Annotated in this window: 19 protein-coding genes; 8 read left to right on the top strand and 11 right to left on the bottom strand. The window is 77.1% G+C overall.

The features are described from left to right. Nucleotides 1–14: 14 nt before the first annotated feature. A complete protein-coding gene (locus CP974_RS00905) occupies nucleotides 15–419 on the bottom strand; it encodes a DUF4247 domain-containing protein (RefSeq protein WP_031134968.1) in 405 nt (134 codons plus the stop codon). Beyond that, entirely contained in the window at nucleotides 416–910 is a 495-nt protein-coding gene (locus tag CP974_RS00900; protein WP_031134967.1) for a DUF2617 family protein, read from the bottom strand. Before CP974_RS00900 ends, CP974_RS00905 begins: the two co-directional genes overlap by 4 nt. A gap of 1,307 nt (nucleotides 911–2,217) precedes the next feature. On the opposite strand from CP974_RS00900, the gene CP974_RS00890 reads away from it, so the two are divergent. Both CP974_RS00890 and CP974_RS00885 read left to right on the top strand, forming a co-directional pair. Beyond that, nucleotides 2,218–4,029, top strand: a complete 1,812-nt coding sequence (locus CP974_RS00890) for a S8 family peptidase (RefSeq protein ID WP_031135994.1) — start codon at nucleotides 2,218–2,220, stop codon at nucleotides 4,027–4,029. A 205-nt stretch (nucleotides 4,030–4,234) separates the two neighbouring features. Continuing rightward, the gene (locus CP974_RS00885) at nucleotides 4,235–7,114 is read left to right on the top strand and encodes a helix-turn-helix transcriptional regulator (protein ID WP_051839986.1); all 2,880 of its coding nucleotides are present in this window, start codon (nucleotides 4,235–4,237) and stop codon (nucleotides 7,112–7,114) included. A 225-nt stretch (nucleotides 7,115–7,339) separates the two neighbouring features. On the opposite strand, the gene CP974_RS00880 is transcribed toward CP974_RS00885, so the two are convergent. Further along, complete coding sequence (locus CP974_RS00880) at nucleotides 7,340–7,555, bottom strand: hypothetical protein (protein ID WP_079140404.1); 216 nt, start codon at nucleotides 7,553–7,555, stop codon at nucleotides 7,340–7,342. 192 nt (nucleotides 7,556–7,747) lie between these two features. On the opposite strand from CP974_RS00880, the gene CP974_RS00875 reads away from it, so the two are divergent. Continuing rightward, complete coding sequence (locus CP974_RS00875) at nucleotides 7,748–8,542, top strand: VOC family protein (protein ID WP_085921435.1); 795 nt, start codon at nucleotides 7,748–7,750, stop codon at nucleotides 8,540–8,542. A gap of 79 nt (nucleotides 8,543–8,621) precedes the next feature. Next, nucleotides 8,622–9,314 (top strand): nitroreductase family protein, encoded by a 693-nt coding sequence (locus tag CP974_RS00870; RefSeq protein WP_085921436.1) that lies wholly within the window; start codon nucleotides 8,622–8,624, stop codon nucleotides 9,312–9,314. Between the two features lie 142 nt (nucleotides 9,315–9,456). Here the strand turns inward: CP974_RS00870 and CP974_RS00865 are convergent, their stop codons facing one another. Further along, nucleotides 9,457–10,485 carry a DUF6777 domain-containing protein gene (locus CP974_RS00865; RefSeq protein WP_085921437.1) on the bottom strand — a complete coding sequence of 343 codons (1,029 nt, stop codon included), beginning with the start codon at nucleotides 10,483–10,485 and terminating at the stop codon, nucleotides 9,457–9,459. A 286-nt stretch (nucleotides 10,486–10,771) separates the two neighbouring features. Here CP974_RS00865 and CP974_RS00860 point away from each other — a divergent pair, with 286 nt between their 5' ends. Further along, on the top strand, nucleotides 10,772–12,097 hold the full coding sequence (locus tag CP974_RS00860) for a streptophobe family protein (protein ID WP_069979421.1): 1,326 nt from the start codon (nucleotides 10,772–10,774) through the stop codon (nucleotides 12,095–12,097). A gap of 19 nt (nucleotides 12,098–12,116) precedes the next feature. Here CP974_RS00860 and CP974_RS00855 read toward each other — a convergent pair whose 3' ends face one another. Genes CP974_RS00855 through CP974_RS00845 form a run of 3 tightly spaced genes read right to left on the bottom strand, consistent with a single transcriptional unit; the run spans nucleotide 12,117 to nucleotide 17,157 of the window. Continuing rightward, nucleotides 12,117–13,172: a serine/threonine-protein kinase gene (locus tag CP974_RS00855; RefSeq protein ID WP_085921438.1), complete on the bottom strand. Its 1,056-nt coding sequence runs from the start codon at nucleotides 13,170–13,172 to the stop codon at nucleotides 12,117–12,119. Beyond that, complete coding sequence (locus CP974_RS30795; RefSeq protein WP_317984087.1) at nucleotides 13,169–14,458, bottom strand: hypothetical protein; 1,290 nt, start codon at nucleotides 14,456–14,458, stop codon at nucleotides 13,169–13,171. Before CP974_RS30795 ends, CP974_RS00855 begins: the two co-directional genes overlap by 4 nt. An 8-nt stretch (nucleotides 14,459–14,466) precedes the next feature. Next, on the bottom strand, nucleotides 14,467–17,157 hold the full coding sequence (locus CP974_RS00845; protein WP_085921440.1) for an FHA domain-containing protein: 2,691 nt from the start codon (nucleotides 17,155–17,157) through the stop codon (nucleotides 14,467–14,469). 111 nt (nucleotides 17,158–17,268) lie between these two features. Here CP974_RS00845 and CP974_RS00840 point away from each other — a divergent pair, with 111 nt between their 5' ends. Then, on the top strand, nucleotides 17,269–18,171 hold the full coding sequence (locus CP974_RS00840) for an SDR family oxidoreductase (protein ID WP_069975132.1): 903 nt from the start codon (nucleotides 17,269–17,271) through the stop codon (nucleotides 18,169–18,171). Between the two features lie 212 nt (nucleotides 18,172–18,383). Here CP974_RS00840 and CP974_RS00835 read toward each other — a convergent pair whose 3' ends face one another. Next, nucleotides 18,384–19,370 carry a YihY/virulence factor BrkB family protein gene (locus CP974_RS00835; RefSeq protein ID WP_069975130.1) on the bottom strand — a complete coding sequence of 329 codons (987 nt, stop codon included), beginning with the start codon at nucleotides 19,368–19,370 and terminating at the stop codon, nucleotides 18,384–18,386. Nucleotides 19,371–19,455: 85 nt separating this feature from the next. Here CP974_RS00835 and CP974_RS00830 point away from each other — a divergent pair, with 85 nt between their 5' ends. After that, nucleotides 19,456–20,847 carry an NADP-dependent succinic semialdehyde dehydrogenase gene (locus CP974_RS00830; protein WP_085921441.1) on the top strand — a complete coding sequence of 464 codons (1,392 nt, stop codon included), beginning with the start codon at nucleotides 19,456–19,458 and terminating at the stop codon, nucleotides 20,845–20,847. Nucleotides 20,848–20,939: 92 nt separating this feature from the next. Here CP974_RS00830 and CP974_RS00825 read toward each other — a convergent pair whose 3' ends face one another. Beyond that, entirely contained in the window at nucleotides 20,940–21,764 is an 825-nt protein-coding gene (locus CP974_RS00825) for an MmyB family transcriptional regulator (protein WP_079139973.1), read from the bottom strand. Between the two features lie 382 nt (nucleotides 21,765–22,146). Here CP974_RS00825 and CP974_RS00820 point away from each other — a divergent pair, with 382 nt between their 5' ends. After that, nucleotides 22,147–23,175, top strand: a complete 1,029-nt coding sequence (locus CP974_RS00820) for a TrmB family transcriptional regulator sugar-binding domain-containing protein (protein ID WP_069975126.1) — start codon at nucleotides 22,147–22,149, stop codon at nucleotides 23,173–23,175. 315 nt (nucleotides 23,176–23,490) lie between these two features. Here CP974_RS00820 and CP974_RS00815 read toward each other — a convergent pair whose 3' ends face one another. Continuing rightward, nucleotides 23,491–24,501 carry a PHP domain-containing protein gene (locus tag CP974_RS00815; protein WP_085921442.1) on the bottom strand — a complete coding sequence of 337 codons (1,011 nt, stop codon included), beginning with the start codon at nucleotides 24,499–24,501 and terminating at the stop codon, nucleotides 23,491–23,493. A gap of 215 nt (nucleotides 24,502–24,716) precedes the next feature. Beyond that, nucleotides 24,717–26,789 (bottom strand): SpoIIE family protein phosphatase, encoded by a 2,073-nt coding sequence (locus tag CP974_RS00810; RefSeq protein WP_085921290.1) that lies wholly within the window; start codon nucleotides 26,787–26,789, stop codon nucleotides 24,717–24,719. Nucleotides 26,790–26,916 lie beyond the last annotated feature (127 nt).

Below are 26,916 nucleotides of genomic sequence, written 5' to 3'. Positions count from 1 at the left end.
GGCGGGGCGCCGGGTCACTTGCCGGAGCCGGGGCCTCCGCCGCGGAAGCCCGAGCTCTCCGGGTCCGGCCACACCGTCCGGAGGTGGGACTTCCAGCGCCGGTAGCCCGAGCGGTAGTCCGCTATCTCGATGCGGCTGCCCGCCTGGTGCGGGCTGACGGCGACGATGTCGTCCCGGTAGCGCAGGAACACCGTGCCGCCGGACTCCAGCCGGTCCCTCGCCGAGGCGTGCCCGTGGATCTCGTCGGCGACGTTCGACGGCAGGTCCCGGAGGTCCACGTAGTGGGTGCCGCTGCTCGTGTACTGGCGGCTGATCCAGGAGGACGGGACGGGGTTGCCGTCGTCGTCACTGCCTCCGGCGCAGCCGGCGAGGGCCGCCGCGGCAAGCAGCAGCGCGGTGGTGCGTCGGGCGGTTCTCATCGTGCCTCCAGCCGGGTGCGGGTCGCCACGATCCGGCGGCTTCCCGGGTACGTGTGCCAGGTGCGCCAGACCGGTCCCGCGCCGCCCCGCTCGACCACCAGTGCGGTGACGGCGTCGGCCGAGCCGGGGAAGACGCCGTAGAGGGCGCGGGGATGGGCGTCCGCCAGCTCGCGGAGCCGGGCCACCTCGGCGCGGAAGCGGCCGGCGGGGTACTCCTCCACGCGGGCGCCGAAGGAGTAGTGCCAGCCCTCGACGTCGTGCGCGGCGGTCCCGGGCAGGCCGCCGCCGGCTCCGGGCAGGCAGGCGACGGTCTCCAGCACCGGGCCCGCGCAGACCTGGTGCGAGGCGCCGAGCAGCCGGAGCTGCACGTCCAGCCCGCCGACCGTCAGGTCCCGTACGGCCAGGGCCTCGCGGACCGGGTGGTCGAGCGAGAAGGACAGCTGGTCGGCGTCCGTGTCCAGGTAGGGGGTCTCCAGGGCTATGCCGTTCACCGATCCCCCGAAAGCCGTACCTGCCGAGCGGGCCCGAGTATGGCACAGACGCACCCGCCCCAGTACGGCCCGGCGGCCCCGGACCCGGCCACCGCCCCCGAACCCTGACGCGCGCCGCGGCCCCGGCCCCTGCCCGCTCCCGCCCCCGCCGAGCCCGGTCCGCCTCCAGCCCCCGAATCCCGCCCCCCCCGCCGAGCCCGGTCCGCCTCCAGCCCCTGAATCCCGCCCCCCGCCGAGCCCGGTCCGCCTCCAGCCCCTGAATCCCGCCCCCCGCCGAGCCCGGTCCGCCTCCAGCCCCCGAATCCCACCCCCCGCCGAGCCCGGTCCGCCTCCAGCCCCCGAATCCCGCCCCCGCCGAGCCCGGCCCCAGCCTCAACCCCGCCCCCAGCCCGGATCCCGCCCTCGACCCGACCCCCGGCCCCCGGCCTCCGCCGCCGCCCGCGCGGCTCGCCGTCCCCCGGGTCCGCGTGTCCCGGCACTCCGCCCCTCCGCCGCCGTTCGGGGCTCCTCCGCCCTTCGGCCTGGTCCAGCGGCCCGGCGCTCGCCCGCCGCGCGGCCCGCTCGGCCCCGCTCGGGGTCCGGCGTTCTCCGGCCCCCGTTCCCGGTCCCCGGTGAGCCTGCCGAGCCCACCTCACCGCTCCCGCCCGGTCTCCGGCCGCCCCATCCGGGGCGCCGCGCAGACCGGGGCCCGCACGGGCGGCCGATCGGCCGACGCGGCGTCAGGTCGCGCAAGCGCGGCCGGACGCGCGTCACAGCGGGGGGTCCGCGCACCGCCAAGTTGGTCTGGACCTTACGATGGTCCCGTACCTCTCCGTGCGCACGGCCCACACCCCCGCGCCCGAACGGCCCGCACCCCCGCGTGCGCACCGCCCGGACGCCCCGCGCCCACAGGGGGAGTTGCGCCCCGGCGGCCGAGCGCCCCGCGACGCGGGTCCGGCCGGGGGAACCCTCCGTACCCGGGCGCGGGCCCCTCGGGCGCGACAAGGGTTTTCCCCGTATCGACGTCACCGCGCGTTTCCCTACTGTTCCGGCACCGGCGGTTCCCCCTCACTCCTGTCAATGTCAGGTGCATGTAACCCCCTGCATGCGACCCCAGGGGGCACCGCCGGGGCGGCCCCGATGACGAGGCCGTCGCGCCGGCGGCGGCGCGGGGGCGCACCCGGCCCCAGGGTCCGTGGAGGTACCCCACACACAGCCACGGACCCGCGCCGCCGCCGCGCCCGCATCTCCAGCAGCTCCGGGAGTCGCCGGAGCCGCCTTCGAAAGGGAACGACTTGAACGGTTCCAGGCGGAGACTGATATCCGTCGTGGCGGCGAGCGCCACGATCCTCGGCGTCGCGGCCACCTCCTCGGTGGCGCTCGCCGCGCAGGCCACCCCCTCCCCGGCACCGGCAGCGCCGGCGTCGCAGGCCATGAACCCGGCCGCCACCCTCCCGTCCGCGCCCGTCGAGAAGGTCATCGTGACCTACAAGGCGCGCACGGAGGAGGCCACCTCCAACACCGCCGCCAAGGACGACACCGCCGAGAAGGCCGCCGAGACGGGCGAGAAGCTCGCCTTCGAGCGCCGCCTCGCCGGCGGCGCCGCCCTGGTGGACCTGGGCACCGCCACCACCCGGCAGGACGTCGCGGAGGTCATGGACGCCTTCCGCGCCGACCCGGACGTCGCCGCCGTCGAGGCCGACATCCGCGCCTACGCGATGGCCGTGACCCCCAACGACACCGACTACGCCAAGCAGTGGGACCTCTTCGAGCCCACCGGCGGCATGAACGTCCCCGGCGCCTGGGACAAGACCACCGGCAGCGGCGTCACCGTCGCCGTCATCGACACCGGCTACGCGGCCCACTCGGACCTCGCCGCCAACACCGTCTCGGGCTACGACTTCATCTCCAGCTCCACCGACGCCCGCGACGGCGGCGGCCGCGACGCCGACCCCAAGGACGAGGGCGACTGGAACGCCACCGACGGCGAGTGCGGCACCGGCTCCCGCGCCAGCAACTCCTCCTGGCACGGCACCCACGTCGCCGGCACCATCGGCGCCGTGACGAACAACGGCAAGGGCATCGCGGGCATCGCCCACGGCGCCAAGGTCCAGCACGTCCGCGTGCTCGGCAAGTGCGGCGGCTCCTCCTCGGACATCGCCGACGCGATCACCTGGGCCTCCGGCGGCAGCGTCCCCGGCATACCGGCCAACCCCACCCCCGCCAAGGTCCTCAACCTGAGCCTCGGCGGCGCGAGCAGCACCTGCCCGACCGTCTACCAGAACGCCATCAACGGCGCCGTCTCCCGTGGCTCCACCGTGGTCGTCGCGGCGGGCAACAGCAACACCAACGCCTCCGGCTTCACCCCGGCCAACTGCAACAACATCATCAACGTGGCCTCCACCAGCCGTGAGGGCAACCGCTCCTACTACTCCAACTACGGCACCGTCGTCGACGTCTCCGCCCCCGGCGGCGAGACCCGCCGCGCCACGGACACGCCGGGCACCGTCACCACGCCCGAGAACGGCATCCTCTCCACGCTGAACTCCGGCACCACGGTCCAGTCCCTCGAGAACTACAAGCCCTACCAGGGCACCTCGATGGCCGCCCCGCACATCGCCGGCCTCGCCGCGCTCCTGAAGTCCGCGAAGTCCACGCTGACGCCCGCCGAGATCGAGACCGCGATCAAGGGCAACGCCCGCCCGCTGCCCGGCACCTGCACCGGCGGCTGCGGCGCGGGCATCGCCGACGCCGCGAAGACGGTCGCCGCCGTCACCGGCGGCGGCACCACCCCCGGCACCACCTTCGGCAGCACCACCGACGTGACCATCAGGGACAACCAGACCGTCACCTCGGCGATCACCGTCACCGGTCTCACCGGCAACGCCCCGGCCACCCTCAAGGTGGACGTGGACATCAAGCACACCTGGCGCGGTGACCTCGTCATCGACCTGGTCGCCCCCGACGGCACCGCCTACCGCCTGAAGAACTCCAGCGGCGGCGACTCGGCCGACAACGTCCTCGCCACCTACACGGTGAACGCCTCCTCCGAGACCGCCGCCGGCACCTGGAAGCTCCAGGTCCGCGACGTCGCCTCGGGTGACACCGGCTACATCGACGCGTGGAGCCTCACCTTCTGACGCCACCCGCGCGACAGCTCCACCGCAGGTCAGGGGCGTGCTCCCGGCATCGTGCCGGGGGCGCGCCCCGCCGCGGCGCCCGCAGCGCCGTCCACATGCCGGACAATCACCCTGGACTGCCCGCCCCCGGTTCGTATCCTCACAGGGCGCGGGCAGGGGGCCCGCCACGCGCGGGCACGGACCCGCGCGCCGGAGGTGGTGGCTGATGAGGACGACGCCGTACCCGTCCATGCCCGTCGGCCGGGCGCACCTCGTCGACCGGCTCGACCGCACCCTGCGCACCCGCGGCCGCGCCGTCCTCACCGGCCCCGCAGGCATCGGCAAGACCGAGGTCGCCCGCTCCGCCGCCGCCGAGGCCACCGCCCGCGGCGAGACGGTCCTGTGGCTCGCCCCCCAGCCCGCCGACCGGGACATGCCCGGCGCGGCCGCCGCCGCCCTCGTCGCCTCCGTACCGCCCGCCGCCCTCGACGGGCTGCCCGGCCCGCAGCGCGACGCCGTCGCCGTCCTGTGCCGCGAGGCCGCCGCGCCCGACGCGGACCGCGACCCGATCGCGCTGCGCCTCGGCCTCGCCCGGATGCTGCGCACCCTCACCGACAAGGGCCCCGTCCTCCTCGTCGTCGACGACACCCGCCACATCGACCCGCAGAGCGCCGACCTGCTGCGCTTCGCCCTCCACCTCGCCCCGCCCGAGCTGCGCGTCCTCGCCGTCGAGACACCCGCCCCCTACGCCCCCGACACCCCCGGCGGCGACCCCGCGGGCCCCCCGCACGCACCCGACACCCACCCGGCCCCCGAGGCCGAGCCGGCCGCGGACGCCGCGCCCGCCACCCTGTGGGTGCCCTCCGAGGCGGACGTCCTCCTCGTCCCGCCGCTCCAGGCCGACGAGCTGGCCGAGCTGCTCGTCCAGCACCGGCTCGCCTCCCGCATGGCCGGCCGCATCCACCAGGCGAGCGGCGGCAACCCCCGCCTCGCCCTCGCCGTCGGCCGCTCCCTGGCCGACTCCCGCACCCCCGTCCACCACGCCGAGGCGCTGCCCCTGTCCGGCCGCGCCCGCGACCTGGCCCGCAGGATGCTCGCCCCCGCGCCCCCGCCCGTACGCGCCGCGCTGCTCCTCGCCGCCCTCGCCCTGCGCCCCACGACCGCCCTGGTGCGGCGTGCCGGCCGCCCCACCGCCGAGGCCGAGCTGGCCGCCGCCGAACGGGCCGGACTGGTCTCGCTCACCGAGCACGGCGCCGTCGCCTTCACCGCCGGACTGCTCCCCACCACCCTCGTCCACGACACCTGCTGGACCGAGCGCAGCGAGGCCCACACCGCCCTCGCCCGCGTCGTGGACGACCCCGTCGAGGCCGTCCGCCACCTCGCGCTCGCCACCGACGTGCCCGACGAGCGCCTCGCCGCCGAGCTCGCCGCCGCCGTCGAGACCGTACGCCGCCGCGGCAACAGCGCGCTCGCCGCCGAACTGGCCCTGCTCGCCGCCGAGACGACCCCCGTCCACCTCGGCCGGCGCCGCATCGCCCGGCTCGCCGCCGCCGCCGAGGAGGCCGCCCGAGCCGCCCGCGCCGACCTCGCCCTGCGCGCCGCCGCCGACCTCCTCGCCCGCGACGCGGGCCCCGAGGACCGGGTACGGGCCCGGCTCGCCGTCATCGACACGGCCGGCCAGGGCCTCACCGACCTCGACGAGATGTACGTGCACGCCCTGGAGGACTCCGAGGACGACCCGGCACTGCGGGCCGCCGTCCAGCTGCGCCTCGCCGTCAAGTACGTCCTCGCCGACGGCGACCCGGTCCGCTCCCGCGCCGCCGCCGTCGAGTCCGCCGCCCTCGCCGCGTCCGTCGGCGACCGGCACACCGCCGCCCAGGCCCTCACCCAGCAGGCCCGCATCGACCGCGTCCTCGGCTCGCCCGACGCGGAGCGGACCCTCGCCGAGGCCCGCGAGCTGGAGCGCGCCGACCGGCCGCTCGGCGTGCGCAACGCCGCGCAGATCCTCACGGCCCGGCACGCCCTCTTCGACGACCGGCTCACCGAGGCCCGCGACGAGATCAACGCCCTGCTCCCCCTGGTGGAGCGGCGCGGCTCGGTCGAGGACGCCATCGAACTGCTCCACACCCTCGCCGCCGTCGAGGCCCGCCGGGGCCACTGCGCCGCGGGCCTCCAGCACGCCCACCGGGCCCTCGCCCTCACCCTGGACGCGGGCCTCTCACCCGGGCCCGCCTGGTACACGCTCGCCCTCGCGGAGGCGGCCGGCGGCTCCTTCGCCCGTGCCATGCGCTACGCCCGCCGCAGCGCCCAGGCGTCCGAGGAGGAGGGCGACAACGTCTTCCTCTCCCGCGCCCTGTACGTCCTGGGCAGGGCGCAGCTCGTCACCGGCGACGTCGCCGCCGCGCTGGAGACGCTGCGCCGCGTCCAGGAGGGGGAGCGCCGCCGGAGGATCGTCGACCCGTCCATGCTGCGCTGGCACGAGGAACTGGCGGAGGCCCTGCTCGCCGCCGACGCGCGCGAGGAGGCCGAGGCGCTGATCGCCGAGGTCCGCCCGGTCGCCGAGAGCCTGGGCCGGACGACGGTGCTGCTCGGCCTCGACCGGGCGTACGCGCAGTGCCTGGCGGCGGGCGGCGGGACCGACGAGGCGGCCGCGCTGCTGGAGCGGACCGCCGAGCGGCTGGCCGCGCACGGCCTCGTCATCGAGCAGGGCCGCTGCCTGGTCGCCCTGGCGCGGGTGGAGCGCCGCAGACGCAGGCGCTCGGCCGCCCAGCAGGCCCTGGGCGCGGCGGCCGCCGTCTTCGAGCGGGCCGGTGCGGCGCCCTGGCTGGACCTGGTGGCGGAAGGCCCCGCGCGGGCGGACGCGGCTCCGGTGGGCGCCGCCGGGGCGCTGTCCCGGCTCACGGAGGCGGAGGTGCGCCTCGCGCGGATGGTGAGCCAGGGGGCGAGCAACCAGGAGGCGGCGGCCCGGCTGTACCTGAGCGTCAAGACCGTCGAGGCGCGGCTGACCCGCATCTACCAGAAGCTCGACGTCCGCTCCCGCGCCCAGCTGGCGACCGTGATCAACCAGGGCCCGCCCGGCCGCGCCGGCGCCGACGACCTCGGCTGACCACCCGCCCTCCGCCGCCCGGCCCCCCTGGTCCGTGCGGCCCCGGCCCCGCACCTCCCGCCCGGCCCCCGGCCGTCCTGGCGCCCGCCCGACCCGGCCGTCCTCCACGCCTCCCGGTCGCGAGGCCCCCGGGGGCCCCTCTCCCGGCCGGCCGAAGCCCCGGACACGGCACCGCCGCGCGGCACCGGGTGGTGCCGCGCGGCGGTGGGGGCGGGGCGGGGTGGATCAGTGGTGGACGGTCTCGCCGCCCGCGTGGGTGGTGGCGCCCTGCACGGTGCCCTCGGTGGCCCCGTCGACCAGCGACGTGACGGTGTCCGTGCCGACCAGCGAACCGGCGTCGGGCAGCCCGCCGCCGACGACGGCGTGCGAGGACGGGGTGAGCAGGGAGGTGACGACTCCGGCGGCGAGGGACGCCACGGCGAGCATGCTGCGCTTCTTCATGCCCCCACCAACTGCCGGGACCCCGCCGGGGTCACGGCCCGCCCCCGACGAGTTTCCGCCGGCCCGCACCGCCCGCACCGCCCGCCCGCAACGGCGGCCCGCACCGGCCCACCCGCACCGGGCGGGCCGACGGGCGGGTGCCCGCGGCCGGTGCCAGGCTGGGTCGGAGACGACTGCGAAAGGACCACGGCGATGATCACCACCGACTTCGCTCCCGGCTCGCCCTGCTGGCTCGACCTCGGAGCCCCCGACGTCCGGGCCGCCGCCGCCTTCTACGGCGCGGTCCTCGGCTGGGAGTACGAGCCCATGGGGGAGGGCGAGGACGCGCAAGGCGGTGTGCTCCGGAAGGACGGCAGGATCGTCGCGGGGCTCGGCAGGCTCACCGAGGAGGGCGCCCGCTCCGCCTGGATGATCTACTACAGCGTCCCCGACGCCGACGCGGCGACCCGTGCGGTGGAGCAGGCGGGCGGCACGGTGCGGGTGGCCCCGACGGACCTGGACGGATGGGGCCGGATGGCGCAGCTGAGCGACCCGCTCGGCGGGCAGTTCGCGGTCTGGCAGCCCGGTACCACCCGCGGCGTCGAGCTGGTGGACCAGCCCGGTTCGCTGGCCTGGACGGAGCTGTACACGAGCGACGCCGCCGGGGCCAGGGAATTCTACGGCACGGTCTTCGGCTGGCGGTTCGGCGACATGACCATGCCCGGCGGGGGCACGTACGTCCTCATCACCCCGGCCGGGCTGCCGGACGAGCGGATGCACGGCGGTCTGCTGCAGGTCGGCCCGCAGGAGCTGGCCCTGGCGGGCGGGCGGCCGTACTGGCACCCCGTCTTCGCCGTGGCGGACTGCGACGCGGCCGCCGCCGCGGTGACCGGGCACGGCGGCAGCGTGCCGATGGGCCTCGAGGACGCGGAGGGCGTCGGCCGGATGGCCCTCTGCCTCGACCCGGCGGGCGCCGACTTCCTGCTGCTCACCCCGGCCGGCGGCTGATCCGGCCGGGTACCCGGCCGAGGGCGGGTAGCCGGTTCCGATCTTTACCGGGGGCCGCCCGGCGTGCTGTGCTGCCCGTATGGACCAGACCAATGAGCTGAGCGGCGCGCCGGTCGCCGGGGCCGCGTATCCCACCGTTCCGTACCGGCCGACGGCCGTGCCGGCCGAGGAGGCCGCGGGGCGGGCCCGCGCCTTCTGCGAGGTGATGGCGCGCCGCCGCACCGTGCGGGACTTCTGCGACCGCCCCCTGCCCGAGGGGGTGGTGGAGTGGGCGATCCGCACCGCCGCCACCGCGCCCAGCGGGGCCAACGTCCAGCCGTGGCGCTTCGTCGTCGTCACCGACCCGGAGCGCAAGCGGCGGCTGCGCGAGGCGGCCGAGGCGGAGGAGCGGGAGTTCTACGACCGCCGGGCCTCCGCCGAGTGGCTGGAGGCCCTGGCGCCGCTGGGCACCGACTGGAGCAAGCCCTTCCTGGAGACGGCGCCCGCGGTGATCGTGGTCTTCGAGGTCCGCAAGGGGCCTGACACGCCGCGCCCCTACTACACCAAGGAGTCGGTCGGCATCGCCGTCGGCCTGCTGCTCGCCGCGCTCCACCAGGCGGGGCTGGCGACGCTCACCCACACCCCGAGTCCGATGCGCTTCCTCAACGAGGTCTGCGACCGTCCGGCGGAGGAGCGCGCCGCCTACGTCATCCCGGTCGGCTACCCGGCCGGCGACGCGCGCGTGCCCGACATCCGGCGCAAGCCCCTGGACGAGGTGATGGTGCGGCTGTGACCGCGCCGCCCACGCGATGAGCCCGGCCGGGGCCGGGCTCATCGCCGCGCGGGGGCCGACGACGGGCGGGGCGGCGCCCCCCTGCCGCCCGTCGCTCCGGCGAACGCCTCCGGCGGGACGGCTCAGGGTAGGGGCGGCGCCCCTACCCGCTGCCCGGCCCGGTCCCGCCCGGCTCCGTGCCGCCCGCCGGCGTGTCGCCCGGCGCCGTGTCCGACCCGCCCGGCGGGGTGCCGGGGGCCTCGCCCGTGGGGGAGCCGTTCGGCGGGGGCGCATCGGTCGGGCCCTCCGGGCTGGTGACCGGAGGAGGCGTCCCGCCGTCCGGCGGGGGCTCCGTGCGGCCGGTCGGGCTGTCCGCCGGCTCCCCGGTGGGCCGGTCGGCCGGCGGCTCGCCGGTCGGGGTTCCGGCCGGGGTGTCCGTCCCGCCGTCCGGGGTGGTGGGCGGCCCGGTCGTGGTCGGCGACGCCGTGTCCGTCCCGGTGGGGGAGGGCGAGGTCCCGGTGGGGCGCGGGCGCTCGACGCGCTCGCCGGTCGCCGGGTCGACGACGGTGAAGGTCGGCACCGGCGTCGGCGCGGGCTCGACGATCACGACCTCCTCGGCCCGGAACCCCGGCCACGTCTTGCCGACCACCTTCTCCGGGCGCTCCACCTGGGGCCGGTCCAGCGGGTTGCCGCAGACGCACCGCACGCGCGGCACGCCGTACTCGTCGATCATCACGGCCGTCCCGGCCTGGAGGATCGCCTGGTAGGGGACGGCCCGCCCGTCCTCGTAGCCGTGGTTCGTCACCAGCGTGTCGAGGCGCAGCTGCACGGACGTCAGACCGCGCAGGTACGCCGGCAGGTCCTCGGGCGAGGTCTTCAGCGCCGACGCGAACGCCTTCGCCTTGGCGCGGTCGCCCTCCAGGTAGGCGATCTGGCGCTCCACGTCGCAGACGGCGCGGTCGCCGCTCCCGCCGTACAGCTCGGGCGCCGACCCGGCGTACCGGTGGCGCTGCTGCGTCGGCAGCGGCTCCACCGCCTGTTCGGCGGGGGTGGCCGTGCTCGGGGTGAAGCTGTTCGGCGGGCGGTACGAGACGCTCTCGGCCATCACGGCGGCCTGCGCCTCCTCGGAGCGCGACAGCACCAGCGCCAGCGCCACCGCGGCGACCAGGAGGCCGGCGAGGGAGGCGATCACCGGAACCGACCGCCACCAGGGGCGCCCGCCCCCGTCCCCGGCCCGCGGCGAGCCGCCCCCGCCGCCATCGCCCCCGCCCGAGGGGGGCTCGTCCGGGGGCCGGCCGCCCGAGCCCGAGCCGCCGGCCGGCGGGTGCGAGAGGGGGCCCGACGGGGGACCCGTGGGGCGGTCGGGCGCGGGCTCGGAAGTCACATGCGTACCTTTCATCCCATACGTGTTCATTCTGTGCCCCGTCCGGGTGCCGTCCGCAAGCCGGGAGCCGCTGCCCGCGCCTAGCGTGGCCAGCGTGAGCAGTCAGAGCGCCGCGCCCCGCGGCACCGCGCCGCACGGCACCGCGCCGCACGGCCTCGACGACGCCGTGCGGGTCGGCCTCGGCGCCCTCCTCGCGGTCCTCGCCGCCCTCGCCGCGATGGCCGCCACCGCCGCCCTCGGACTGTGGGCGGCGGGCGCGGCCGACCTGCCCGGCGGGGCCTTCTGGCGGGTCGTGCCCGCCGTCGTCGTCATGGCGGCGGGCGGCGACGTCGGCCTGGCGGGCGGCGCGGGCGCGCTCGCCCGTACGGACGCCGAGCTGACCGCCATGCCGCTGTCCGTCTCCCTCGCCGGAGCGCTCGTCCTCGCCGCGGGGTTCCTGCGCCCGCTGCGGCACCGGGCCGTCGCCTCCGCGGGCGAACTCCTCGCCCGCGCCGCCGCGACGGCCGCCCTCTGGCTCGCCGGGCTCGCCGTCGCCGCCTCGCTGGCCCGCCACACCTTCACCGACCTGCTGCCCGCCGACTCGCCCGCCGACCTGCTCGGCGACCTCCTCGACGCCTCGCCGAGCATCGGCTTCCGCGCCGACGTGGGCAGCACCCTCCTGTACGGGCTGCTGTGGGTGGCGGGCGTCCTCCTCCTCGCCCTGCTGGTCTCCCGCCGGGCCCCGCTCCCGGCGCGGCTGCTGCGCTACCAGGAGCCCGTACGGCCCGCCGCGTCCGCCATGCTGTCGCTGCTCCTGGCGTACGTCGTCCTCGGGCTGGCCGTCGGCCTGGTCGTCGCCGCCACGCGCGGCCACCCGGCGGACACGTTCGCGGTGCTCCTCCTCGGCCTGCCCAACCTGGCGTGGATGGCGCTGGGCCTGGGCATCGGCGCGTCCTGGGAGGGCCGGGTCGAAGGCCCCTTCGGGCTGCCCATGCCGCAGGTCCTCGACCAGGTGCTGCGCGGCCCCGAGGACACCACGCTCGACGTACGGTCCCTCGCCGCCCAGGACGGCCGCGCGTGGTGGCTGATCCCGGTGGCGGCGCTGCTCCTGCTGGCCGCCGCCTTCACCATGGCCGCCCGCTCACCCGCCCGCACCCGCCTGTGGCAGCACGCCCTGCACCTGGCCGTCGCCTTCGCCGCCACGCTGCTCGTCGTCATCCCCCTGACCCGGCTGGACGCGCGCCTCGGACTGTCGCTGCTCGGCATCTTCGAGGTCGAGGCGCTCGGCGGCAGGGTGAGCCTCCACCCGCACCTGTGGTCGGCGGTCGGCCTGGCCCTGCTGTGGGGCGCAGCCGCCGGAGCCCTCGGCGGCCTCCTGGCCCGCCGCGTCCGCCGCCCCGGCGTGGCCGCGCCCCCGCCGCCACCCGGCCGGAGCGGATAACGCGGGCCGCGCGGCGGTGCTAGGGGGCCCGCTCCGTGCCCCGGAAGACGGGCAGCGCCCACATCGGGGGAGCGGGCGGCGGGGGCGGCGGGCCGGCCGGGGGAACCTGCGGGGCGCCCGGCCGCCCGGCCGGGGACCCGCCGCCCTCCGCCCGGTCCTCCGCGCCGCCCTCCGCCCCGCCCGGGCCCCCGGCACCGGAGGACGCCGCCCGCCGCAGCTCGGTCACGAACGCCATGCACGAGTCGTAGCGGTGCTCGGGCGCCTTCGCCAGCGCCCTGGCCAGCACCTCGTCCATCCCGGCGGGCAGGCCCGGCCGCACGTCGCTCAGCGGGGGCGGGGGGTCGTACTGGTGCGCCCACAGCAGCGCCATGTCGTCGTCCCGCCGGAACGGCGGCGAGCCCGCCAGCGTCTCGTACACGACGCACCCCAGGCTGTACACGTCGCACCGGCCGTCCACCGGCCGGCCGGAGATCTGCTCGGGCGCCACGTAGTCGAGCGTGCCCACGAACTGGCCGACGCTCGTGAAGCCGGTCAGCGACAGCGACTTCTTCGTCAGCCCGAAGTCCGTCAGGTACACGTGCTCCGGCCGGTCGCTGTCCGTGCCCTCGGCCACGAGGACGTTGCCCGGCTTCACGTCCCGGTGCACCAGCTCGTGCGCGTGGGCCGCGTCCAGCGCCGACGCCACCTGCACGGCGATCCGCAGCGCCGTGGCGACCGGCAGGGGGCCGGCGCGGTCCAGCAGCGCCCGCAGGTCCTGACCCGGTACGAACCGCATGGCGATGTACAGCAGGCCCTCGGTCTCCCCGGCCTCGAAGACGGGCACGATGTTCGGGTGGTCGATCGCGGCGGCGACCCGCGACTCGTGCGCGAACCGCTTGCGGAAGGTGTCGTTGCGGGCCAGCTCCGGCGCGAGCAGCTTCAGCGCCACGGTGCGGCCGAGCCGCAGGTCGGTGGCGCGGTACACGACGGCCATGCCGCCCCGGCCGACCTCGGCGTCGATCCGGTAGTGCGCGACCTGCCGGCCCACCAGGCCGGACGGCCGCCCGGCGGGCAGGTCGGCGCCCCCCGCGGTCATCCGTCCCCCGCCCGTCCGTCCGCCGCGCCGCCGTCCGCCGCGCCGCCGTCCGCCGCGTCGGGGTCGCGCTCCGCGCCGCGCCGGCCGCCGGGGCCGCCGGTGGCCGGTTCGCCGCCGTGCCCGGCCCCCTCGCCGCCGCTCGCGCCGCCGCCGACCCCCGTGCCGTGCCCGGCCGGCGCGTCGTCGGGGCCGTCCACCGGCACGTCGACCGCGCGGGTCGGCTCCCGCACGCCGTCCGGGGGCTGCTGCGCGCGGGGGGCGGCCCCGGACCCGTCGCCGCCGTACCGCTCCGGCGGCGGCGCGGCGCGGGCCGGGTCCACCACCCGGGTGGGGGCGTGCGCGCCGGGTGCAGCGCCGTCGGGCGCGCTGTCCGGCGCGTCGGACGGTTCGCCGGCCACGCGGGTCGGCTCGGCGCCGCCGTCCGGGACTCCGGGCGGGGGACCGGCGGAGGCACCGGCGAGGCGGGTGGCCTCACGGGGGCCGGGCGGCGGGTTTCCGGGGGACGGCGGCCGGCCCTCCGGGACGTCGGCCACACGGGTCGGGGCGTGCCCCGCCTCCTCGGGCGGAGCCGCGTGCCCCGCCGCTGCCCCGGGTGGGGCCGCCGCCGGCGCCGGGCCCGCGGGAGCGGGGGCCACCGGCGGGGAGGCCGGGCCGCCGGACGCCCGCCCCTGAGCCGTCCCGCCGGACGCCGCGCCGCCCCCGGAAGCCGCGCCGCCGTCCGGGGCCGGGCCGCCGCCCCCGGGCGGGCGGGCGGCGCGGGGCGCCGGGTTCGCGGACGGCGCCGACGGTGCGGCGTACTCGGCCAGCCGCGTGCCGTCGCAGTACAGCCAGCGCTCGTGCTCCGCCTCGTACAGCCACATCGCCTCGCCCTCGACCACGACGCCGATCCGCAGCCCGCCCGCGGCCCGCCGGAAGCCCTCCCCGTCGGTGCGGCCCGCCGCCAGGTCCTCCGCCGCCCGCCGGTACCGGCCCAGCGCCGCCTCCGCGCGGGCCAGCAGCGGTACCGGATCGGCCGCCCGCGCCATGTCCCGGCCCGCGCCCGGCGGGTCCTGCGGCACGGAGACCAGGAGCCGCCCGTCCACCCACGCGGACCAGCCGTTGGAGCACAGCACCCGCGCCCAGTCGCCCAGCCGCTCCAGCAGCCGCACCGGCAGGAGCGGGTCGAGCGGCACCGTCGGCCTGGCCGTGCCGGGCGACTCCCACGCGGGCATGCCGTGCCCCGGTACGACGTGCGTGGGCAGGAAGTCGTCGGCGGGCACGTCGCCGGCCGGCACGGCAGAACCCATGGAGGCGCCTACTTTCGCATGATCACCGGCTCGTGGCGGCGCAGCAGCCGCGCCACCGCGAACCCCAGGACGACGGCGAGCGCCAGCAGCGCGCCCATGTCCAGCAGCCACGTCGACATGTCGTGCGCGAACAGCGGGTCGTCCGACCGCTCGCCCCGCACGGTGGCGCCCAGGTCCACGGTCGACGCCATCGCGGCGAACGCCCACCGGGACGGCACCAGCCACGCGATCTGCTCCAGCACGGGCGTGCCCCGCACCGAGAGCAGCGCCCCGCAGAAGACCACCTGCACGATGGCGAGGAGCACCAGCAGCGGCATGGTGACCTCCTCGCGGCGCACCAGCGCCGACACGAACAGGCCCAGCATCATCGCCGTGAACGACAGCGCCGCGACCGCCACCGCCACCTCGGCGAGCGGCGGCAGCAGCACGCCCCGCCCGTCCGGCACGTTCATCGGCACCCCGGCCAGCGCGACCAGCGTCAGGACCACGGCCTGCACCACGGTGACCAGGCCGAGCACGACCACCTTCGACATCAGGTACGCCGACCGGGACAGGCCGACGGCCCGTTCCCTCCGGTAGATGGTCCGCTCCTTCACGATCTCGCGCACCGCGTTCGCCGCGCCGGTGAGGACCCCGCCCACGCACAGGATCAGCAGCACGTTGAGCGTCGACTCACCTTCCAGCGACCCCTCCGACAGGGCCCGGGCCATCGCGCCCATCACGAAGGGCAGCGCCACCATGATCGCCAGGAAGGTGCGGTCCGCGCTCAGCGCCGCCGCGTACCGCCGTACGAGGGTGCGCAGCTGGGAGCCCCAGCTCTGCGCCTTCGGCGGCGGGGGCGGCGGCGGGGCGGGCGACGCGCCGGGCGCGGGCTCGACGGGGCGCCGCATCGCCGCCTCGATGTACCGCTCGTGGTACGCGGAGGCGCGGTAGCGGCCCGCCCAGTCCCGCTCCCGGTCGTTCTCGAACGCCTCGAAGGCCTCGGGCCACTGGGCGCAGCCGAAGAAGGCGAGCGCCTCGCCCGGCGGCCCGTAGTAGGCGATCCGGCCACCGGGCGCCAGGACCAGGAGCCGGTCGCACACGTCGAGGCTGAGCACGCTGTGGGTGACGACGACGACCGTGCGCCCGTCGTCCGCGAGCCCGCGCAGCATGTGCATCACCGACCGGTCCATGCCGGGGTCGAGGCCGGAGGTGGGCTCGTCCAGGAAGAGCAGCGACGGTTTCGTCAGCAGTTCCAGGGCGACGCTGACGCGTTTGCGCTGACCGCCCGACAGGCTGTGCACGGACTGGTCGGCGCGCTGCTCCAGGCCCAGTTCCCGCATCACCTCGTCGACGCGGGCCTGCCGCTCAGCCTTCCGCGTGTCCTCGGGGAAGCGCAGCTCGGCGGCGTACCCGAGGGCGCGGCGCACGGTGAGCTGCTGGTGCAGGATGTCGTCCTGAGGCACGAGCCCGATGCGCTGGCGCAGCTCGGCGTACTGCCGGTACAGGTCGCGCCCGTCGTACAGGACGGTGCCGCGGTCGGCGGGCCGCAGCCCGGTGAGCGCGTTGAGCAGCGTGGACTTGCCGGCGCCGCTCGGGCCGACCACGCCGAGGAGGGTCCGCTCGCCGACGGGGAACGTCACCGCGTCGAGCAGGGTCCTGGTCCGGCCGCCGCCGCCGCCGACCGTGACGGCGAGGTCCCGCACGTCGAGGGAGACCTCGCCGGTGTCGGTGTACTCGACCAGCCGGCCCGCGGCGACGCAGTACGCGCGGTGGCCGACGCCGATGACGTCCTCGGGGCCCACGCGGGCCTCGCGCACCGGGCGGCCGTTGAGGAAGGTGCCGTTGTGGCTGCCGAGGTCGCGGACGAGGTAGGTGCCGTCGGGCCGGGCGACCAGCTCGGCGTGGTGCCGGGAGACCACCAGGTCGTCCACGACCACGTCGTTGTCGGACGCGCGCCCGATGCGGACGGTCCTGGCCGGGAGGGGCCGTACGGAGGTGGGGCGCCGGAACGCGCCCGTGGCGTCGGGGTGGGACACGGCGGAGGGACGCGGCGCCGCCGCCTGCGGGCCCTGCGGCCCGCCGGGCGCGGGGCCCGCGGCTCCGGGCGCACCGGCCTCGGCTTCGGCGGGGGCGCCCCCGGCTCCGGGCGCACCGGCCTCGGCTTCGGGCGCCTCGGCGGGCGTGGGAGCGGAGGCCGGTTCGGGTGCCTGGACGGGCGGGGGAGCGGAGGCCGGTTCGGGTGCCTCGGCGGGCGTGGGAGCGGAGGCCGGTTCGGGTGCCTGGACGGGCGGGGGAGCGGAGGCCGGTTCGGGTGCCTCGGCGGGCGGGGGAGCGGGCGCCGGTGCGGAGCCGGCGGGGGCACCCGAGTCCGCCCCGGCGGGGGCGCCGGAGCCGGACGGGGCCGCCGACAGCACCGCCGCGGGCCCGTCGGCGGGGTGCCCGAAGCGGAGCACCGTCCCGGCGCCCACCCTCCGCACGGCGACCCGCCGGCCGTCCGCGTACGTGCCGTTCGTGCTGTCCTCGTCCCTCACCGTCCACCGGCCGTCCTCGGCTCGGAGCACCGCGTGGTGCCAGGACACCCTGCCGTCCGCGACCGGGATGTCGCTCGCCGGATCGCGTCCGACCCGGTAGACCCGGCCCGGACGCAACACCGTGGTGTGCCCGCCGACATCGGCGACCAGTTCGGGTGCGGTAGGCACGACGGGCCGCTCTCCCATGGAAGCGATTTTATCTTTTCGTACCGGAACGCGCCCGATGCGCCGAGTGTGCCCCCACGCCGCCGGGGAACGCGGAAACGGATCCGATCCCCGTCCGGCAGGAGGCAGCCGATGACGCCCGACCACGCGCCCGGGAACCCCGTGAGCGAGAACCCCGTGACCGCCCACCCCCGCCCCGGCTTCCCGGACCAGGAGCAGACATACCCTGGCCGCACCGGGGCGATGGAGCCCCGCCCCGACCACGGCGAGGAGTCGTACCGGGGCAGCGGGCTGCTGCGCGACCGCGTCGCGCTCGTCACCGGCGGCGACTCCGGGATCGGCCGCGCGGTGTGCCTCGCGTACGCCCGCGAGGGCGCCGACGTGGTCTTCGCCCACCTTCCCGAGGAGGCCGAGGACGCCCGCGAGACCGTGCGCCTGGTGGAGGGCGCCGGCCGCAAGGCCCTCGCCGTGCCGTGCGACATCCGCGAGGAGGAGACCTGCCGGGAGCTGGTCGCGCGGACCGTCGCCGAGTTCGGCCGGATCGACGTGCTGGTCAACAACGCCGCGTACCAGATGGCGCAGACCGACGGCATCGAGGCGATCACGACCGAGCAGTTCGACCGGGTGATGAGGACCAACCTGTACGGCATGTTCTGGCTCACCAAGGCCGCGCTGCCGCACATCCCGGAGGGCGGCTCCATCGTCAACAGCGCCTCCGTGCAGGCGTACAAGCCGAGCCCGCCGCTGCTCGACTACGCCATGACCAAGGGCGCCATCGTCACCTTCACCCACGGCCTCGCCCAGCAGCTCGCGCCGCGCGGCATCCGTGTCAACGCCGTGGCCCCCGGACCGGTGTGGACGCCGCTGATCCCGGCGACCATGCCGGACACCTCCGAGTTCGGCGGTCAGGCGCCGCTCGGACGGCCCGCCCAGCCCGCGGAGATGGCCCCGGCGTACGTCTTCCTCGCCTCGTCCGCCGCGAGCTTCATCACCGGCGAGATCATGAACGCCACGGGCGGCACCCCGCTGCCCTGACCCCCCACCGGGCGGGTCCGGCCCGTGCCGGCGTCCCCGCCGGGCGCCGGGCGGGCGGGTCCCGGTCCCTCCCGCGGGGCGGCGGGCGGGCGGTGACTCACCGCCCGCCCGCCGCCGTCCTGCGCTGTCGCCCCGCCGCCGACCCGGCCGGCTTCGCCCCGACCCCGGCCGGCTTCGCCCCGCTCCCGGAGCGCCTGCGGAGCCGGCCCCGCTCACCCCGTGCGGCGGCGGAGCCGGCGCATCCGGCGGGACACCCGGCCCCGGAGCGGCGCCGGCCAGGTGCGGGTGTCGCGCGGCTCCACGTACGGCTCCTCCTTCGGCGGGAGGCCCGCCCGGATCGCCCGCTGGCGGGCCAGCTCGGCGTTCAGCTCCAGCCCCACCAGGACCGCCAGGTTCGACAGCCACAGCCACACCAGGAACACCACGACACCCGCGAGGGTCCCGTACGTCTTGTTGTACGAGCCGAAGTTCGCCACGTACAGCGCGAAGCCGCCCGACGCCACCAGCCACAGCAGCACCGCGGCCACGCTGCCCGGACTCAGCCAGCGGAAGCCGAGACCGCGCACGTTCGGCGCCCGCCAGTACAGCAGCGCCAGCATCAGCATCACCAGGACCACCAGCACCGGCCATTTCGCGATGCCCCACACCGTCACGGCCTCGTCCCCGACGCCGATCACCTCACCCGCCCGCCGTGCCAGCGGCCCGGTGAAGACCACGATCACCGCACTGGCCGCCAGCAGCACCATCAGCACCACCGTCAGCACCACCCGCAGCGGCGTCAGCTTCCACACCGGGCGCCCCTCCGGCAGGTCGTACACGGCGTTCGCCGTCCGGATGAACGCCGCCACGTAGCCGGACGCCGACCACACGGCCGCGAGCAGACCGACCACCGCCATCAGCCCGCTCGCCGTTCCCGACCCCTGGAGCCGGCGCACCGCGTCGCTCAGCAGGTCGCGCGCCGGTCCGGGCGCGAGCTGCCCGAGGCCGTCCAGCACCGTCCGGGTCGCCGACTCGCCGACCACGCCCAGCAGCGCCACCATGACCAGGAGGGCCGGGAACACGGACAGGACCCCGTAGTAGGTGAGCGCGGCGGCCCGGTCGGGAAGCTCGTCGTCCAGTGCCTCCTTGGCCGTGCGCCGTACCACCGTTCGCCAGGACCGCGCGGGAAGGTCCGCCGGTCCGTCCTCGTGATTCGCCATGCGCCCTCGGGTTACCCGGTACGGGCATCCCAACCAGGCACGCGGCCGGCGCCGCGTGCGCCCGCCCCCCCAGGAGGACCCGCCCATGCCCATCGCCACGGTGAACCCCGCGACCGGTGAGACGCTCAGGACGTTCCGCCCGTACGGGCCCGACGAGGTCGAGCAGCGGGTGGCCGCGGCCGACCGGGCGTTCCGCCACCACCGCACGACCGCGTTCGGCGAGCGGGCCGCCCTGCTGGGGCGCGCCGCCGACCTGCTGGAGGAGGACGTGCCCGACATCGCCCGGACGGTCACCACGGAGATGGGCAAACCGGTCACCGCCGCCCGCGCGGAGGCGGCCAAGTGCGTGAAGGCCATGCGCTGGTACGCGCACAACGCCGAGGCGCTGCTCGCGGACGAGCGGCCCGCCGGCGCCGACGTGCGCGACTCCGGCGCGTCCACCGCCCGCGTCCACTACCGGCCCCTCGGGCCCGTCCTGGCCGTCATGCCGTGGAACTTCCCGCTGTGGCAGGTCGTGCGCTTCGCGGCGCCCGCCCTGATGGCGGGGAACACCGGCCTGCTCAAGCACGCCTCGAACGTCCCGCAGACCGCGCTCTACCTGGAGGACCTCTTCCGCCGCGCCGGGTACCCGGACGGCGTGTTCCAGACGCTCCTGACCGGCTCCGGCGCCGTGGAGGGCGTCCTGCGCGACCCGCGGGTCGCCGCCGCCACGCTCACGGGCAGCGAGGCCGCGGGGCGGTCCGTCGCCGCGGTGGCGGGCGACGAGGTGAAGAAGACCGTCCTCGAACTGGGCGGCAGCGACCCGTACCTGGTCCTGCCGTCGGCCGACGTGGAGCGGGCCGCCGCGACGGCGGTGACCGCGCGCACCCAGAACAACGGCCAGTCGTGCATCGCCGCGAAGCGGTTCATCGTCCACACGGACGTGTACGACGCCTTCCTGGAGCGGTTCACCGCCGGGATGGCCGCGCTGACGGTGGGCGACCCGATGGACGAGGCCACCGACGTCGGACCGCTCGCCTCCGAGAGCGGCCGGGCGGACCTGGAGGAACTCGTCGCCGACGCCGTGGGGCGCGGAGCGTCCGTCCGCTGCGGCGGCCGCCGCCCCGAGGGCCTGGACCGGGGCTGGTTCTACGAGCCGACCGTCCTGACCGGTGTCGCGCCGGGCGCCCGCATCCACCGCGAGGAGGCGTTCGGCCCGGTCGCCGTCGTCTACCGGGCGGGCGGCCTGGACGAGGCGCTGGACATCGCCAACGACTCGCCGTTCGGCCTCAGCTCGAACGTGTGGACGCGCGACGCGTCGGAGGTGGAGCGCTGCGTGCGCGACCTGGAGGCGGGGGGCGTGTTCGTCAACGGGATGACGGCCTCGCACCCGGCGCTGCCGTTCGGCGGGGTCAAGCGGTCCGGGTACGGGCGGGAGCTGTCGGGCCACGGCATCAAGGAGTTCTGCAACGCCACCACGGTCTGGCAGGCCGCCTGAGCGGGCGCCCCGAACCCCCGGCCCCGCGCGGTCCGGTCCCCGCGCGGTCCGGTCCCTCCGCGGACCCGCCCGGACCGGCTCGTCGTGCCGGGCTACCCGTGCGCCCGTAAGGGCGCCGGCCGTCCGCACGGCCGCCGCTCGCCGGGGTGGAACGGCAGGATCAGCAGCCGCGCGCGGGGCGCCGTCATCGGCTGCGCCGCACACAGGGTGACCCATCCGGGCCCGTGCAGCGCGTGCCGCACCGGCCGCTCACCCCCGTCCGGGTGGACGTACGCGCTCGCCGACTCGTAGACGCGGGCCGCCGACGGGTCGTCCAGCACCTCCTTCTCGATGCCGCACAGGGTGGGGTCCTCCGGGTCGGCGGCGATGGCCGCCCGCAGCTGCGGCAGCACCAGCGGCGCCCACGCCGTCTCCCAGTGCCGCAGCACCGACCGGGCCTCCGGCTCGACGGCCATCCACCGCATGATGTTGGACGGCACCCGGCGGTCCGGGAAGAGCCCGGTGAAGGGCTCGTTGTACGCCAGCATGTTCCACGAGCGGTCGCTGACGTACGCCATGTGGGAGATCCCGTCGAGCGCCAGCCGCCACGTGCCGGGGACGGCCTCCCCGGCATGGGCGTGCAGCGGGTGCGGCGGGTCCTGGCCGAGCGCGTACCGCCACAGGGCCACCCACTCGTGCTCGTTCATGCCCAGCAGCCGGGCCACGTCCTCCAGCAGGTCGACCGGCGGGTTCGGGTAGCGGCCCGACTCCAGCCGCCCGTACGTGTCGGGCGCCCGGTGCAGCAGCTGGTCCACCTGGGCCTGCGACAGGCCCGGCGCGCGTCTGCCCTGCCGGGTCGGCCGGGACAGCCCGTGGCTCTCCGGCGAGATCAGGGCGCGGCGCTCCCTCAGCAGGTAGCGCAGGGCGACCTTGTCCATGACGGTCCCTCCCCCAGGGGGACGGCCGCCGCGGGTGGTCGGCCCGACGGCGGCCGTCGCGGTGAAGCGTGAAGCGTGAAGCGTGCGGCGTAGGCGAAGCGTGGAGCGTAGAGCGTGAAACGTGGAGTGCGGAGCGTGGTATGTGGAGTGCGGAGTACGGAAGGTGAGGCGGAGCGGGCGAAGCGGTCGGTGACGTGCGGGTCGGTGCGTGACGTGCGGAGCGGCGGGGGTGCGCGGGCCGTGCGGTGCGACGGCCGGGCGACGCGGCGCCGGTCCGGACATGCCGCACCGGTACGCTGGCCCACCGTGCGCCGGCGATCAAGTGCCCGCGCGGTGCGTACCTGCGCACGGCGCACACACGCAGTCGTGAACAGGGGCGGAGATGACCGGAGGGGACGGCTCGGCGCGGCCCGGGGCGCCGCTGTCGGAGGCGGCGCGGGCGCTGTACGCGCGCGTCACGCGGGGCGAGCCGGTCGGGCCTGGCGACACCGGCCCGCTCGGCGAACTCGTCGCGTGGCGCCTGGTCAACGTCGACCCCGACCGGCCCGCCGCGCCGCCCGTCGCCCTCGACCCGCAGGAGGCCGGCCGCCGCCGGCTCGACGACGAACTGCGCGACCTGGCGGCCCGCGCCGCCCGGATCGCGGCCATACCCGCCCTCGGCGACGAGCTGGGGCTCCACTTCGAGCGCGCCAAGTGGCGTTCCGGCTCCGGCAGCGAGTTCCTGGCCGGGCGCGAACAGGTCGCCGCCCGTATCGCGGAGGCCGTCGAGCGGGCCCAGGACGAGGTCCTCACCGCGCTGCCGTGGGGCCCCGCCTGCCAGGAGGCGCTCGCGGAGAGCACCGACCGGGACACCCGCGCCCTCGCCCGCGGCGTGCGGCTGCGCACCCTTTTCGGCGACGGGGTGCGCGACGATGCCGGGGCCCGCGCCTGGGCGACCCGCATGGCCGCCCGCGGCACCCGGTTCCGCACGCTGCTCTCGCCGTTCCAGCGGTGCGTCGTCGTCGACCGCCGCCAGGCGTTCGTCTCCGACCACGTGGTGGGCGGCGACCCGGAGGAGACCGCGTGGCACGTCATGGACCGGGCCTTCGTCGCGTTCGTCGCCGAGGGGTTCGAGGACGCCTGGCGCCGCGCGGACATCTGGCACGGCGACCCGCGCCGCGCCGTACCGGCGGACCGCGAGGGTGAGCTGACGGAGCGCCAGCGCGAGATACTGACCGACACGGCCGCCGGGGTCGACCAGCGCATCACCGCCCGCCGCCTCGGCATCGGCCTGCGCACCCTCACCAAGGAGCTCGCGCTGCTGCGCGCCCGCTGGGGCGCCCCCACCCTCGCCGCCCTCGCCTACCAGTGGGCGCTCTCCCCGGAACGCCTGGCGGCGACCGGGCGCCCGGAGGGCGCGGGCCGGGAGTGAGGGGGCGCTCGGTGGTTTTCCACTGAAAAAGCATCAGAGGAAAAACGCCGCACGACTGTTGCATCCTGAAGGAGGTCGGGAGGTCAACCGGCTCTTCGAGGAGCGCCGTTACTCCGCGAAGCCGCTGTTACGGGGGCCGTTATCCGCGCCTCATGCCAGAACCGGGCAGTGCAGGACACGGGCAGCGTGCCCTGCCGGGCATCGCGCGGATACCGCAAGGTCACTGCCAGGGCCTTACGGACGCAAAGCCGATCCCTCGGTACGGCCCCCGTGATACGGCGCCTCCCGCCCCCGGCCTCCCTCCGACGGCCCGGCTCAGCCGGGCCCCCGCCGCGTCCGCGTCCACTCCAGCACCTCCCGCGCCGACCAGGTGGTGACGACCCGCTCCGGCGGCACGCCGCACTCCTCCGCCCGCGCGCAGCCCAGGATCTGCCAGTCGAGCTGGCCCGGCGCGTGGGCGTCCGTGTCCACGGCGACGTACACCCCGGCCGCCACGGCCCGCCGCAGCAGCCGCCGCGGCGGGTCCAGGCGCTCCGGCCGGCTGTTGACCTCCACCGCCGTACCGGCCCCGGCGCACGCCGCGAACACCGCCTCCGCGTCGAACTCCGACTCCGGCCGCTTGTCCGGCAGCAGCCGGCCGGTGCAGTGGCCCAGCACGTCCACCAGCGGGTTCGTCACCGCCCGCACCATGCGCCGGGTCATCGCCGCGGCGTCCATCCGCAGCTTGGAGTGGACCGACGCCACCACCACGTCCAGCCGCTCCAGCAGTTCCGGCTCCTGGTCCAGCGACCCGTCCGGCAGGATGTCGCACTCGATGCCGGTCAGCAGCCTGAACGGCGCCCACCGCTCGTTCAGCTCCGCCACCACGTCGAGCTGCTCCCGCAGCCGCCGCGCCGTCAGGCCCCGCGCCACCGTCAGGCGCGGCGAGTGGTCGGTCAGCACCGCCCACTCGTGCCCCAGCTCCGCCGCGGTGCGGCCCATCTCCTCGATCGGGCTGCCGCCGTCCGACCAGTCGGAGTGCAGATGGCAGTCGCCCCGCAGCAGCGCCCGCAGCGCCGCGCCCGCCCCGCCCGCCGGGCGCCCCGCCTCCCCCTCCAGCCGCGCCAGGTACGCCGGTACGCCGCCGGCCAGCGCCTCCCGCGCCACCTGCGCGGTCTTCGGGCCCACCCCCCGGACGGCCTCCAGGGTGCCGGCCCGCGCCCGCGCCGCGACCTGGTCCGGACCGAGCGCGGCCAGCGCCGCGGCGGCGTTCCGGAACGCCTTGACCCGGTACGACGGGGCGAGCGCCCGCTCCAGCAGGAAGGCGATCCGCTCCAGCGCCGCCACCGGCTCCCAAACCGGGCCCCCGGCGCCCGCCCCGGCCTCCTCGCCCGCCGCCCCGGCCCGGCCCCCGGCGCCCGCCCCACCGCCCCCAACACCCGCACCCCCACCCCCGGCGCCCGTACCGCCTCCGGCACCGCGCCCGCCCGCCGGGCCGCCGCGCCGCCCGCCGCCGGCGCCCGCGCCGCCGTCCGCCCCGCCGAAGCCGCCGCCCACCCCGCTCACCCCCGGCCCTCCGGGCCGATCTCGCACCACACGGCCTTGCCCTCGCCGCGCGGCTCCACCCCCCACCGCGCCGACAGCGCGTCGAGGAGCAGCAGCCCCCGCCCGGAGGTGGCCGCCTCGCCCGGCGTACGGCGCCGGGGCCACGCGCTGGACCGGTCCTGCACCGCGAGCCGCACCCGCCGCACGGGCTCCGGCAGCACCTCCAGGGTCAGCACCGCGCCGCCCTCCGTGTGCAGCAGCACATTGCCCAGCAGCTCCCCGGTCACCAGCTCCGCGTCGTCCGCGTACTCCCGCATGCCCCAGTCGCGCAGCGCCCGCCGCACCGCGGCCCGCGCCTCCGAGAGCCCCTCGGGGTCCGCCTGGTGGATGTACTGGTGGATGCGCGGCGCCCGCACGGTCCCCGGGTCCGGGCTGCGCCGCAGCACCAGCAGCGCCACGTCGTCACCCGCCCCCCACCGCTCCCAGAACCGCTGCGACAGGTGGTCGGCCAGCGCCTCCGCGCCCGGCGGGCCCGCCGCGACGGCCTCCGCCAGCGCGTCCACGCCCTGCCCGATGTCGCCGCCCGGCTCCTCCACGAGGCCGTCCGTGCACAGCACCAGCGTCTCCCCGGGCACCAGGTCCAGCCGCGTCTCCGGGTACTCCTCGTCCCCGAACACCGACGCGATGCCGAGCGGCAGCCCGCCCTGGAGCTTCGGCAGCCCGACCCGCCCGTCCGTGTGCCGGATCAGCGGCCCCAGGTGCCCCGCCCGCACCGCCCGCGCCGTCCCCGTGCCGAGGTCGACCTGCGCGTACGTGCACGTCGCGAACCGCTCCGTGTCCAGCTCGGCCAGGAACCGCGAGGCGCGGGCGAGCACCGTCGACGGGGCGTGACCCTCACCCGCGTAGGCGCGCAGCGCGATCCGCAGCTGGCCCATGATCGCGGCGGCGTGCGTGTCGTGGCCCTGCACGTCGCCGACGACGACCCCCACGCGCCCCTTCGGCAGCGGGACCACGTCGTACCAGTCGCCGCCCACCTGCCGCCCGCTCCACGCCGAGTGGTAGCGCACGGCGATCTCACCGCCCTCGATGCGCGGGATGCGGCGGGGCAGCATCGTCGCCTGGAGGCCCGTGGCCAGCTCCCGCTCCTCGTCGAAGAGGATGGCCCGCTGGAGGGACTGCGCGACGACCGCCGCGAGGCCCAGCACGAGGTTGCGCTCGTCCGCGCCGAACAGGGTCGGCCGCCGGTAGAACAGCGCCATTCCGCCGATGGTCCTCGCCTGCGCCACCAGCGGCAGGTAGGCCGCCGCCCGGAACGGCAGCCGCGCCGCGCGCGGCGCCAGCAGCGGATAGTCCCGCGCCAGCTCCTGGAACGCGCCGGTGAACAGCGGGCGGCCGCTCATCACCGTCTCGTGCAGCGGCAGCCCGCCCTCCAGCCGCCGCACCCGCAGGTCCTCCAGCACCTCCAGGGACTCGCCGCTGAGCGCGATCACGTTCAGCGACTCGTTCTCCACGAGACCGAGCGCGAGCCCGTCCGCGCCCAGCCGGGCCAGCCCGCCCGGTCCGGTCAGCGCCGCCGTCACGTCGTCGACGGTCACCGCGCGCGACAGGGCCCGCGTCGAGCGCTCCACCATGTCGGTCTGGCGCTTGCGCCGCCGCTCCAGCTCCAGCAGGAACTCCGAGTGGGTCACCTCGGAGGTCGCGTCGCGCACGATGCCCACGATCCGGTGGGCCCGGCCCCCCGCGTCCCGCAGGATGCGCGCCTGCACGTGCGTCCACTGCTCGGAGCCGTCGTCCCGGTTCATCCTGAAGTGCGCGGCGTACGAGGCGCGGCCGCTGGTCAACGCGTCCCTGATCACGCCCTCCAGGCGCTCCCGCTCCGGCTGGTCGAGCCGCCGCACCAGCGTGGCGGGCCGGGCGTCGAAGGTCTCGGCGTCCTGCCCGAAGACCAGCAGCCCGGCCGGGTCGACGTCGATGGTGCCGGCGTCCAGGTCCCAGTCGAAGCTGCCGGTCCGGTTCATGGCGAGCCGCTCGGTCGGCCCGATCTCGCCGCCGTGCCCACGCTCCGCGCCGAGCGCCCGGTTGTCCGTCATCCCCCTCATTGTCGAGCCCCCGCCGGGTGAACGCCAAGGTGCCGGGTCGTTCTCCGGCCGACCGGGTGGCGTGCACCCGCCACCGCGTCTGGCACCCTTGATCGGGCGGCGCGGCCGTCCGGCGCGC

The sequence above is a fragment of the Streptomyces fradiae ATCC 10745 = DSM 40063 genome (assembly GCF_008704425.1).
Taxonomy (GTDB): domain Bacteria; phylum Actinomycetota; class Actinomycetes; order Streptomycetales; family Streptomycetaceae; genus Streptomyces; species Streptomyces fradiae.
The sequence above is the reverse complement of the archived record's forward strand: the minus strand, read 5'-3'. Positions and strand labels throughout refer to the sequence as shown.